At 63.1% G+C, this 12,642-nt stretch carries 7 protein-coding genes; 4 read left to right on the top strand and 3 right to left on the bottom strand.

Annotation, left to right across the window (positions count from 1 at the left end; genetic code table 11):
- Both ROSERS_RS14800 and ROSERS_RS27255 read right to left on the bottom strand, forming a co-directional pair.
- The gene (locus ROSERS_RS14800) at window positions 1-432 is read right to left on the bottom strand and encodes a tetratricopeptide repeat protein (RefSeq protein ID WP_011957588.1); all 432 of its coding nucleotides are present in this window, start codon (window positions 430-432) and stop codon (window positions 1-3) included.
- Window positions 433-447: 15 nt separating this feature from the next.
- Window positions 448-714, bottom strand: coding sequence for a YkgJ family cysteine cluster protein (locus ROSERS_RS27255; protein ID WP_011957587.1), 267 nt, complete (start codon window positions 712-714; stop codon window positions 448-450).
- Between the two features lie 91 nt (window positions 715-805).
- On the opposite strand from ROSERS_RS27255, the gene ROSERS_RS14795 reads away from it, so the two are divergent.
- Window positions 806-1,603 (top strand): DUF4058 family protein, encoded by a 798-nt coding sequence (locus ROSERS_RS14795; RefSeq protein WP_011957586.1) that lies wholly within the window; start codon window positions 806-808, stop codon window positions 1,601-1,603.
- A gap of 35 nt (window positions 1,604-1,638) precedes the next feature.
- On the top strand, window positions 1,639-2,436 hold the full coding sequence (locus ROSERS_RS14790; protein ID WP_011957585.1) for a DUF4058 family protein: 798 nt from the start codon (window positions 1,639-1,641) through the stop codon (window positions 2,434-2,436).
- A gap of 1 nt (window position 2,437) precedes the next feature.
- On the opposite strand, the gene ROSERS_RS14785 is transcribed toward ROSERS_RS14790, so the two are convergent.
- Window positions 2,438-3,235 (bottom strand): metallophosphoesterase, encoded by a 798-nt coding sequence (locus ROSERS_RS14785; RefSeq protein ID WP_157041097.1) that lies wholly within the window; start codon window positions 3,233-3,235, stop codon window positions 2,438-2,440.
- A gap of 229 nt (window positions 3,236-3,464) precedes the next feature.
- Between ROSERS_RS14785 and ROSERS_RS14780 the strand changes: the two genes are divergently transcribed.
- Window positions 3,465-6,014, top strand: a complete 2,550-nt coding sequence (locus ROSERS_RS14780; protein WP_232282623.1) for a PBP1A family penicillin-binding protein — start codon at window positions 3,465-3,467, stop codon at window positions 6,012-6,014.
- Window positions 6,015-6,046: 32 nt separating this feature from the next.
- Window positions 6,047-12,622, top strand: a complete 6,576-nt coding sequence (locus tag ROSERS_RS14775; RefSeq protein ID WP_011957582.1) for an Ig-like domain-containing alpha-2-macroglobulin family protein — start codon at window positions 6,047-6,049, stop codon at window positions 12,620-12,622.
- The last annotated feature ends 20 nt before the right edge of the window (window positions 12,623-12,642 follow it).

Genomic DNA, 12,642 nt, shown 5'->3' with positions numbered 1-12,642 from the left:
TCAGCATTCCGCTCGCAGCGCAGCAATCTGTCGCTCCGCCTCATCGCGCCAGGACGAGTCGCCACTCAGTTCCAGATAGCGCTCGAGGTCGGCAATAGCTTCGTGAGGGTTGCCGTGGAAACGGAGGATCAGTCCACGGCGAAGGTATGGTTCGGGCCATTCCGGCGATAACTCTATTGCGCGGCTCAGGTCGCGGATGCCGGCGATGCGTTGACCAAGCTCGCGTTCGCGGATAATGCCGCGCTGGAAGTAGGCGCCGCTGAAGTCGGACCAGATCGCAATCGCGCGACTGTACGCGCCATCCGCTGCATGGAAGAAACTGACATCCGCCGTTCGCAAACCCCAATACGTCAGGCTCCCGCCCCACATGTACCAGAGATGTGCGAGCCAGCGACGCCACGCAGCAACCTTCGGTTCGGCATTGTCGTGCATAGATGGTTCTCTCCGTCATCCTGGCTGTGTTGCATGTTCCAGTGTTGTCAGGAATATGAACGCTTCCTCGTTCGTCGTTCCACACATCTCCGCTGTTGGTCGCAGCGAAACACATACCGCTGGTCGTTCAGGACGCCCAAACAGCATGCAGCGATTATCGGCGCTTAACTGCACGCAGCGCACACCTGCCGGTTTGCCGTCCGGCATACCGGGGATCGGCGATGAGATCGAAGGAGCAATACAGCACGCGCCACATCCCGCTCGACAGTCGAACCGTTGCATCGCAGATACCCGTATGGTACACTGAACACAACCGTCAGTTTGCGGTATTCTAGCGCAGAATGATGGCGGCTGCCAAATGAAGGAACTTCCTATGCGCTCGCCATTTCCCGGCATGGACCCCTTCCTCGAAGCGCCCGACATCTGGCCCGATGTGCATACTGAACTGATCAGCAGTATGCGCAGTGAGCTGACGAGTATCTTAAGTCCGCACTTTATTGTCACTATTGAACAGCGCCTGATCGTCAGCGAAGAGGAGACGCCGCCGGTCGGCGCCATCATTCCCGATCTGGCGGTCGTCACTCCGGCGCGTCCAGGCGTGACGGCGCCGCTCGACGCCGGGTATACCGCCCCGACCCTGATTGAACCGCTGCCGGAACCGGAGGTGCGCGAGCGCTTCATCGAAATCCGCGACGCGCGCACGCGCCGCGTGGTGACGATTATCGAGCTCCTGTCGCCAGCCAACAAGACCCCCGGCGCCCCCAGCGCGACCGCCTTTGAACGCAAACGCGCCGTGGTGTTCGAGTCGCGCACCAACTGGATCGAAATCGACCTGCTGCGCGCCGGGGCGCGCTTCACGGCGACGGCGGGCAAGAGCGACTACTGCGTGCTGCTGAAGCGCGCGACCGATTATCGCTACGAAGTGTGGTTCATCGACCTGCGCGACCCGTTGCCGACGATTCTTGTGCCGACGACCGTCGAGTTCGGCGTGGTGACGCTGAACCTGCAACAGGTGTTCGAGACGGCGTATGCGCGCGCGCGGTACGGCGATTGGGTGGATTACAGTGCGCCCGTGCCGCCGCCGCCGCTGCCGCCAGCAGACGCCGCCTGGGTGCGGGAGCGGGTGCAACGCTGGCTGGCGGCGAAAGCGACGCAATCAGCGGAAGGGTAGGGTTACAACATCCCGCACAAATGAAGGAACTTCCTATGCGCTCGCCATTTCCCGGCATGGACCCCTTCCTCGAAGCGCCCGACATCTGGCCCGATGTGCATACCCGATTGATCGTCGGTATGAGCGATGTGCTGGCGGAAAAGTTGAGTCCCCACTTTATTGTTGCGGTCGAGCAGCGCCTGATCGTCAGCGAAGAGGAGACGCCGCCGGTCGGCGCCATCATTCCCGATCTGGCGGTCGTCACTCCGGCGCGTCCAGGCGTGACGGCGCCGCTCGACGCCGGATATACCGCCCCGACCCTGATTGAACCGCTGCCGGAACCGGAGGTGCGCGAGCGCTTCATCGAAATCCGCGACGCGCGCACGCGCCGCGTGGTGACGATTATCGAGCTCCTGTCGCCAGCCAACAAGACCCCCGGCGCCCCCAGCGCGACCGCCTTTGAACGCAAACGCGCCGTGGTGTTCGAGTCGCGCACCAACTGGATCGAAATCGACCTGCTGCGCGCCGGGGCGCGCTTCACGGCGACGGCGGGCAAGAGCGACTACTGCGTGCTGCTGAAGCGCGCGACCGACTACCGCTACGAAGTGTGGTTCATCGACCTGCGCGACCCGTTGCCGACGATTCTTGTGCCGACGACCGTCGAGTTCGGCGTGGTGACGCTGAACCTGCAACAGGTGTTCGAGACGGCGTATGGACGCGCGCGGTACGGCGATTGGGTGGATTACAGTGCGCCCGTGCCGCCGCCGCCGCTGCCGCCAGCGGACGCCGCCTGGGTGCGGGATCAGGTGCAGCGCTGGCTGGCAGCGAAAGCGGCGCAATCGGCGGAAGGGTAGGCTACAACGTCAACTCGACCGCTGTCGGTTCGCCGGGAGCGCTGCCGACGATATGGCATTCAACGGGACCATACCGCCCCGCAATCGTCCAGCGCCCGGCGCGGTGGAGATGCCCGCTGACGATATGGCTCACCTTCGGCTGATCGAGTACCAGTTTCCCCAGTGTAAAGTTGCCCATATAAGCGCGCATCAGGCTCCAGAAATCGCTCTCAGGGTAGCGTGGCACAGCGATCTCGATGATCGGCACGTGGGTGACAACCAGGATCCGCGAAACCAGCGGATTGTTGACCAGGTTCCCCAGGCGCCCGGCAAAACCCTTTGCCAGATAGCGCGCCATTGCCCGGTCGCTCCAGGGCCAATCGACATAATCGGCGTCGTGGTTGACACTCCCCTTCAGCACGCGATACTCGTGATCGCCGAGCGTCAGGTGCGGCGCGCGCGATGAATAGTCGTACCACGCCATGGTGCCGCAAACACCGACATTCCCCAGGGTCAGCACATCATCTTCGAGCCAGATAAACCCTTCGTCGCGGGCAATGCGCGGCAGCCATGCCTCCCACAGCGTGCGACTGTCGTAATCGCTGCGATAGACATCGTGGTTACCGGCAATGACAGCACGGGGACACGTCAGATCGCGGAAGAGTTGCAGACCGCGCTGAAACAGGCGCAGCGGATGCCCGATATCTCCTGCAATAATGAAACAGTCGGGGTTACGCTGCCGCACCCATTCGGCGAACGCCAGATAAGCATCGCGCTTCGCCGGTCGATAGTGGAGATCGGCTGTCACAATGATACGCATCGCCAGAATACACGTTCTACGATGCCGTGCACCTGTATGATACCGTGTTCGTTGCGGGATGGCAAGACCCTTCTGATGCACTGCGTTACAGTCATGCCGTCATGTCATCCGTTATTCATTCCCTTCGCGCGGCTCATGTGCTATGATGTAATCGTGACGTATCTATCTACAGACGCTCGGCAATGGAGAATGCACGTTGCTGCGGTTCGGCTCAAAACGGTTGCGCAGCGTGGCTGCAATTGTCGCGCGTTGCACCGGCATCTGCGTCCTCGCGCTGGCGCTCCTCGTCGCCTGGTTGTGGATGTCGACCGATCTGCCTTCCCGTGAGCGGTTGCGTGAACGTGCCGCCCTCGATGCGACACGGGTGCTGGACCGCAACGGTCGTCTGCTCTACGCCGTGCCTGATCCGCTGGGTGCGCAACGTTCTCACGTGTCGCTTGGCGACATTTCGCCAGCGCTGATTCAGGCGACGATTGCGGTCGAAGACGCTGGTTTCTACGCCAATCCGGGGATCGACCTGCGGGGCATCGCACGCGCAATCTGGCTCAATCTGCAGCAGGGTCGGATTGTCGCTGGCGGCTCCACGATCACACAGCAACTGGCGCGTTCGTTTCTGCTCGATCCGTCGCTGGCGCAGGAGCAGACACTGGAGCGCAAGGCGCGCGAGATGATACTGGCGCTCAAACTGACCGCGACGCTTCCCAAGGACGACATCCTGGAAATGTACCTCAATCAGACCTATTATGGCGCGATGAGTTACGGCGTCGAGGCGGCATCACAGCGGTTCTTCGGCAAACCTGCGCGCGACCTCGATCTCGCCGAAGCAGCCTTGATCGCCGGTTTGCCGCAGGCGCCGTCGCGCTATAATCCGTTGATCAACCCAGACGCAGCGCGCGCCCGTCAACGCGATGTGCTGGTGGCGATGGTGCGCGTCGGTTTCATCACGCCAGCAGAGGCGGAGATTGCCGCCAATGAACCATTACGCTTCAGCGCCGGATGCGATACTCCCGGATGCCTGCCGCGCGCGCCGCATTTCGTCTTCTTCGTTCTGGAACGCCTGGCTGCCGAACTGGGTCCCGACATTGTGGCGCGTGGCGGTCTGACGATCACGACAACGCTTGATCTGGGGTTGCAGGAAGCCGCAGAACGCGCGTTGCGTCGTCAGATCGCTGCGCTTGCCAACCCGTATGATGGCAGCCCGGATCGGCGTGCCCGCAATGGCGCAGTGGTGGTGATCGACCCGCGCGACGGCGCCATTCTGGCGATGGTCGGCAGTCCGGATTTCACCGACAACACGATTCAGGGGCAGGTCAACGCCGCACTTGCGCTCCGCCAGCCCGGTTCGGCGATCAAGCCGCTCACCTATGCGGCAGCGCTTGAACGTGGATGGACACCGGCGACCACGATCCTTGACGTACCGGTGTCGTTCGTCGACTCCAGCGGACAGGTCTACGCCCCTCTGAACTACGACCGCGCGTTTCACGGTCCTCTGTCGCTGCGCGAGGCGCTTGCCACCTCCTCGAATGTCGCCGCCGTTCGCACCCTCGATTTTGTCGGCATTCCAGCGTTGCTCGATATGGCGGCGCGTCTTGGCATCACATCACTCGGCAATCAGCCGGGGCGCTTCGGTCTGGCGCTGACCCTCGGCGGCGGCGAGGTGTCGCTCCTGGAGTTGACCGGCGCATACGCGGCATTTGCAAATGGCGGCATGCGGGTAACGCCGTATGCTATCCTGAAGATCGGCGGCGATCCGGTTTCGCGTGCGTCTGGGCCGGAAGCGGTCGATCCGCCATCCCCGGCGCTCGATCCGCGCATTGCGTATCTGATCAGCGACATCCTGAGTGATCGGTATGCCCGTATGCGCGCATTTGGCGGCGCGCTCGACATGGATCGCCCCGCAGCGGTCAAAACCGGTACCACAACCGACTGGCGCGACAACTGGACGGTTGGATATACACCAGACCGGGTGGTTGGGGTGTGGATCGGGAATGCTGACGGTCGGGCGATGGAGGCGGTGAGCGGCGTCACCGGCGCCGCTCCGGTCTGGCGCCAGGTGATGCTGGCGGCGCACCGCGGATTGCCGCCGCGTCCGTTTCCCCGTCCGCCGGGGATCGTCGAACTGACGATCTGCGCTGAGGGCGGTCTGCTGCCGTCGCCGGTCTGCCCGGCGACGCGACTCGAACGGTTTCTGGCAGAGCATACGCCGCAGCGACCGGACGATACGCACATTCTGGTGCGCGTCGATCCGGTGCGTGACTGTCGGGCGCCGGATCGGTATCCGTCGGCGCGTACCGTGGTGCGCATCTATCGGGTGTTGCCGCCGGAAGCGCAACCGTGGGCGGAGAGCGCTGGCATTCCCCGTCCACCACGCCAGGTCTGCCCGCCGATCACGGCGAATACTGGCGATCCGCCGGGCAACAATGCGCCTGCGTCTGGTTCAGGCGGGGACGCTGGCGAACGCGAACCCCGTCTCATATCGCGCAACACGCTGCCATTGCTGATCACCGCTCCTGCCCACGGTGCGGTGTTTGCATTGAGTCCAGGCGTACCGGCGGAGCGACAGCAGATTGCGCTGACCGTGGGGGCGGCGCCAGAGATCGACCGTGTGACGATCTACATTAATGGTGCGCCGCTGGTTACAACGTCGGCGTCACGGGTATTCTGGCAACTGCAACCGGGGAGGCATCGGGTGTGGGCAGAGGGACACAACGTGGATGGGCACATCGTGCGCAGTCCGATCGTCGAGTTTGAAGTGCGTCAGGCGTCACAGGCAAACTGAGCGTCTCACAGATTCTGAGGAGGGGAAACACAATGAAACCGTCGCCACGCTTCCCGCTTCGTGCAATCATTGCCGCTGGCATCGGACTGATCCTGATCATCGCCGGTGTGTTCGCCGGCCCGTTGATCCTGAGCGCGCCGCAGATCGTCCGGATCGAGCCGCCTGATGGCGCAGAGGCGGTCAATCCGCAGGCGCCGCTGCGGATCGAGTTCAGTCAACCGGTGCAGCGCGACTCGCTGGTTGCCGTTGTGCGCCTCGAACCGCCGGTCGATGTGCAGATCGATGTCCAGGGCAATGTTGCGCTGGTGCAACCCGTCGGCGGGTTGCAGTACGGCGCGGAGTATGCCCTGACGATTGGCGCGGGTGTGCGGAACGCGCTTGGTCGCGCCTCCGAAGGCGCCCAGACGGTGCGTTTCCGCACTGCGCCGTATGTGGCAGTGCGCGATGTCGCGCCTGCCGATGGCACCGCCGATATTCCCCTCGAAACACTGATCACCGTTGAGTTCAGCGCCCCGGTGGTGAGCGCAGAGACCGTCGCCGCGTCCGCCGACGATCCACGCCGCGCCGCCGATCTGCCCCAACCGCTGACACTGACCATCGGCAGTGATTCGACGGCAGTGAGCGGCATTGGGCGCTGGCTCTCGCCGACCCGTTTCGGGTTCTTCCCTGAAGGCGGATTGCGTGCTGCGACAACCTATCAGGTGACGGTGCGCCCTGACCTGACACCCGATGGCGCGGCGCGGATGGAGCGCCCGTTCAGCTGGAGTTTTACCACCGCAGCACCGTTGCTGGTCGATACCCGCCCGTTTGATGGCGAGTTCGATGTTGCAGCAGACCGACCAATCGAAATCCGGCTCCATCGTGACGTGGATCGCTCGTCGGCGGGCGCCAGTTTTCGTTTGTTCGACGCGGGCGGGGTGGCGGTCGCGGGTACGGTCGAGACGTTCGATGACGGTATTCGCTTCAAGCCGGCTGCGCCGCTGCAGCGCGGGGTACGGTATCGCGCCGTGATTGAACCGGGAGTCAGCACAATCTCCGGCGCAATGCTCAACACCAAACCGTTCGAGTGGTCATTCATCGTCATCGGCGATCTTGAGGTGCGGCAGGTCGAGCCTGCTGGCGATACGCGCGATGTACCGACCGACATACCGCGGATCAGTGTGCGCTTCAACCATCCGGTCGTGCCGCTGGTGGATGTGGCATCAACCGGCGGATTGCCCGTGGCGGCAACCGTTGACCCGCCGGTGCGGGGCGTGGCGCGCTGGATCGACACGTCCACGTTTGTCATTTCGCTGACGGCACCGCTCGATCCATCGACCGATTACCGGGTGCGGGTTGCCGCCGGATTGACCGATCAGACCGGCGGCGTGCTGCGCAATGAGTATGTCTGGTCGTTTCGCACCATCGATCCGGCGGTGGAGCTGGCGCTCCCGCAAACCGATTTTGCGTCGCCAACCGAACCGATCACGATCACCTTCAACCAGCCGATGGATCTGATGTCGCTCCGCAGCGCCCTGCGCGTCGTGCGGAGCGATGGCGCCCTGATCGCTGGCACACTAGCGATCAGCGGAACAAGCGTGATCTTTCGTCCTGACGCGCTACTGGATCGCGGCGCTTCCTATACCATCATCGTCGATGCCGGTGCACGTTCGGCGCGCGGCAACGGGGCGCTGGCGCAGGCGTTCAGCAGTTCGTTCCGCGTCGCGCCGTTGCCAGCGCTCGTCACGACCAGACCGGCGCCGGGCGATGTGGTATCGCCTGATTATGGGAGCCTGACCCTGATCTTCAGCACACCGATGGACTGGACAACAGTCAGCCAGAATCTGGTCATCGAACCGGCGCTGACCGATGTCTATACGTCGGGATACGAAACCGGGTTCACTATCTACGGGCAGTTCGAGCCTGATACGGAATATCGTGTCACCGTCGGGGCGGCAGCGCGCGATCCCTTCGGCGTCGCACTGGGGCGCGATGTGACAGCGACCTTCCGCGTCGGTCCGCGTGAGCCGTCACTCAGTCTGATCGGTTCCTACCGCGCCGGTTTTTATCGCGCTGCTGGCACGGTACGAGTTCCGATCCAATGGATCAACGTGCCAGACGTCGAGTGGCGAATTTCGCGGCTGTCGCCGGAACAGGCGGCGAAACTGATGCTGAGTTATGAGTACTGGAGGGATTTTTCGCCAGCAGCGAACGATATTGTGACCGGGGGAACGCAATCGCTCGGCGGCGAACGCAACAAGGGGAGGGTCGGAATCATCGAGGTCGGCGCGCTGGAGGCAGGTCTCTACTATCTGGAGTTGCGCGCGTCGGGCGATCTGGTTGATCGTCAGGTGATGGCGGTCAGCCCATATGCGCTGACGGTGAAGCGTGGCACGGATCGCCTGTTCGTCTGGGCGGTTGATCTGTCCACCGGCAAGCCGGTTGCGGGACTACCGGTGCGTGCTGCCGCCTACCGGTATGAGACCGGTCTCAGTACACCCGTCGATCTGGGGCGCACCAATGCGGACGGTGTGTTGGAAGCGCCGTTCGATGCGCGTGATGTGTGGTCCCTGTTCGTCTGGTCGTCGGATGGCGACAGGGTGCAGACATTCACCACCACCGAGTGGTCTTCCGGGATCGATCCCTGGAGTTTCGGTGTGCCAGCCGACTACCAGCCGCAGAAATTTGCCGGGAGTCTGCTGACCGACAAACCGATCTATCGTCCGGGTCAGACGGTGCGATTGCGTGGCGCATTGCGCGGCATTGCCGTTAGTGCGGGGCAGGGTCAGGCGGAGCGGTATGTCCTTCCCGGCGCCGGTGACCGCGCGTATCTGTACGTGAGTGATCCGGAGGGAAACACCGTTTTTTCGACAACCCTCACCTTCAGCGCCTTCGGAACATTCAACGTCGACCTGCCGCTGGCGCAGGGAGCGCCGCTGGGGTCCTACTCGATGGTAGCGCGGCTCGGTGGTGTGCAGGGAGTCGATGAAACCGATCCCGCCGTATTCGGCAGTTTTCTGGTTGCCGAGTATCGCGTGCCCGCCTTTGAAGTCACTGTCACGCCGGCTGCCACCGATCTGCTGCGCGGCGATCCGTTGAATGTCAATGTCCAGGCTGCCTACTTTGCGGGCGGCGCGCCTGCCAGAGCGCCGGTGCGCTGGCGCGTCCTTGCGCAACCCTTCTGGTTCTTCAGCGACGCGGCGCCAAACTTCAGTTTCGCCGATTTCGATAATGCGTATGCCTGGTATGCCGCCGGTGAACCATCGTTCCTTTTTGGCGAACTGATTGCTGAAGGTGAGGGGGCGACTGATGCACAGGGACGGTTCGCCCTGACGCTTCCCGCGTCGATCTATGAACGCCGTCCTCTGGACAGCGGAGTGCGCACCGGCAGCCAGACGCTGACCATCGATGTCGAGGTGACCGATGTTGATGGTCAGGTGATCGCCGCCCAGGGGGTGGTAACGGTTCACGCTGGCGCGTTCTACGTCGGTCTGCGCCCTGAAGGATATGTTGCCAGCGCCGGGCAACCGCAGCAAATCTCAATCATCACCCTGACGCCTCAAGGCAATCCGGCGCCGAACCGTTCGCTGGATGTGGAGGTCTATGAGCGCGAGTGGTACAGTGTGCGCGAACAGGGCGCCGATGGGCGTTTCTACTGGACATCCGCCTACACCGATACGCTGATCGAGACGCTCTCCGCCGTCACCGACGGGCAGGGGCGCGGGCAGGTGCAATTCACGCCGCCGCAGGGCGGTCTCTACCGGATTGTGGCAAAAGGGAAGGATGACGCGGGACGGGTTGTGCAGACGAGCGCCTATACGTGGGCTTCCGGCGGCATTGTCTTCTGGGGAGTCGATGACAGCAACCGCGTCGATCTGATCGCCGACAAACGCCGCTATAAGCCCGGCGACACTGCAACGATCCTGGTGACGGCGCCCTACCCGGACACGACCGCGCTACTCACCATCGAACGCGGCAATGTTATCGAACATCGCGTTCTGACGATCCAGGGTTCGACCGGTGTGTTGCAGGTTCCCATCCGTGAGGAGTATGCGCCAAACGTGTACGTTTCGCTGACGCTGATCAAAGCGCCGGGTGACGGCAGCAGCGTCGATGCGCCCGCCGCGCCCGATCTGCGGGTGGGTATCGTGAAACTGCCGGTCTCAACTGAACGTCAGGAACTGACCCTGACGCTCACCCCTGATAAAACACAGGTCGGTCCGCGCGATACGGTCACTTACACGGTGAAAGCGACCGACTACACCGGCAAGGGGGTGCGTGCCGAGGTGGCGCTGGCGCTGGTCGATAAGGCGGTGCTGACGCTGTTTGATGATCCCAATCCGTCACTGCTCCAGGCGTTCTACAATCAGCGCGCGCTTGGCGTATTCACCTCCAACCCGCTGACGGCGCTGGTTGATCGGGTGACGTTGCGGCTACAACCGGGCGACAAAGGCGGTGGCGGCGGTCTGGAAGCAGGAACCCTCGTCCGACGCGATTTTCTCGATACCGCCTTCTGGAACCCGGCGCTGGTCACCGATGATAACGGCATGGCGCAGTTCAGCGTGACCCTGCCGGACAACCTGACGACCTGGCGCCTGACGGCGCGCGCCATCACCGCCGATACCCTGGTTGGTGAAGCAACGATCGACATTGTTTCCAGCAAACCATTGCTCCTGCGTCCAACCCTGCCGCGTGCGCTCACCGTCGGCGACCGCCCGGTGTTGCAGGTGGTGGTGCAGAACACCACGAGCGCCGCCATCGACGCGACAGTGCGGATCGCGCCCAACCCTGCGCTGACCATTGACGGACCGACCGAGCAGCAGGTTAATGTTCCGGCAAACGGAACCGTGCTGGTGCGCTGGCAGGCGACGGTCAATGAGCCGCCCGGTGAAAGCGATGAAGCGTTGCTGACGGTACGCGCCGTCGGTGGAGGGTACCAGGATGCCATCGAGACGCGGGCGCCGCTGCGTCGGCTTACTACTGCCGAAGCGACCGCCAGCGCCGGTCAGGTGATCGATCAGGTGGTCGAAACGATCAAACTGCCGCCGGAGAAAATCGCCAGTGCGCGGGTCGAACTGGATCTCACACCGTCGCTGGTCGCTGGCATTGTCAAAGGTGTCGAGAAACTGGCGAGCGCGCCGTACTTCAGCAGCGAAGCAACTGTCAGCAGTTTTCTGCCAGCAGTCGCGTCCTACCGTCTGATCCAGCAGGCGGGCTTCGACGACCCGCAGTTGCGCGCAACGCTGGAGCGCAGCGTAACGAATGGCGTGCAGCGTCTTTCTGCGCTGCAACAACTCGATGGCGGTTGGGGATGGTGGAGCGGCGACCGGAGCGATCCCTATCTTACGGCGTATGCCGTTCAGGGTCTGGTGGAGGCGCAACGCGCCGGGTTTGCCGTGGATCAGTCGATGCTGGATCAGGCGCTGACCTTCCTGACCGAAGCGCTCAATGACTCCCGGCGCCTGAACGACCCCAATGACCGCGTCTATGTGCTCTTTGTCCTTGGTGAAGCAGGGAAGCCGGATCGTGGACGGTTGGTGAACCTGTACAACGAACGGAACAATCTCACACCTGCCGGAAAAGCCTACCTGCTTATGGCGCTCCAGACGGCTGGGAGCGAGGAGAGTCGCATCAAGACGCTCCTTGCCGAACTGATGGGGCGGGCCGTGCTGACGGCATCCGATGCGCACTGGGATGCAGGGGACATGTGGTTCTGGGGACTTGACAGCGACGTGACTACCACCGGTCTGGCGTTGCGTGCGCTGTTGCGCGCCGATCCGCAGAACTTCTTAATTCCTAACGCAGCGCGCTGGTTGATGGGCGAGCGGGAGCGTGATGTCTGGCGCACGACCTACGATTCGGCGGGCGCCGTGCTTGCGCTTGCCGAATACGCGAGCCAGACCGATGACCTGCAAGCCGACTACCGCTATCGCGCAACACTCGACGGGCGCACCCTCCGCGAAGCGACCGTCACGCGTGACACCCTGCGCGAGACTGATCGGGTGATCATTGCAGCATCCGAACTGAAACCCGAAGGCAATCAGGTGGCGCTGCAACGGCAGGCAAGACCCGGACAGAGCAGCAAAGGGCGGCTCTACTACACCGTGCGCCTGCGCTACGCTGAGGATGTCGCCACTGCTCAGGCGCTTGATCGGGGATTCATCGTGCAGCGCGAGTATATCGCCGTCGCCAGCGACACGCTCACTCCAACCGGGCAACTGATCACTCAGGCGCGCCAGGGCGACCTGGTGCAGGTCCGCATCACCCTGCGCGTCCCAACCGATGTGCGCTACCTGACCGTGGAGGACTTCCTTCCCGGTGGGTTGGAAGCGCTGGATGCCAGCCTGAAGACAACCACTGCAGCAGCGCGGGAAGCGACGCTGGCGCCGCGGATCGAAGGCGGTGACGCGATGCCCTACTGGTGGTACTTTACGCACACCGAAGTGCGCGATGGGCGGGTGGCGCTCTTTGCCACCGACCTGCCGAAAGGGGTCTACACCTACACCTATCTGGCGCGGGCGACCGTTCCAGGGACATACGTCGCGCTGCCGGCAACTGCGTATCGAACATATGCGCCGGATGTGTTCGGCAGGAGCACGGGAGCGTCGTTTACGATTGTTACGCCGTAACTGAAATCACGGAGCAACCT

The sequence above is a fragment of the Roseiflexus sp. RS-1 genome (assembly GCF_000016665.1).
Lineage (GTDB): Bacteria > Chloroflexota > Chloroflexia > Chloroflexales > Roseiflexaceae > Roseiflexus.
The sequence above is the reverse complement of the archived record's forward strand: the minus strand, read 5'-3'. Positions and strand labels throughout refer to the sequence as shown.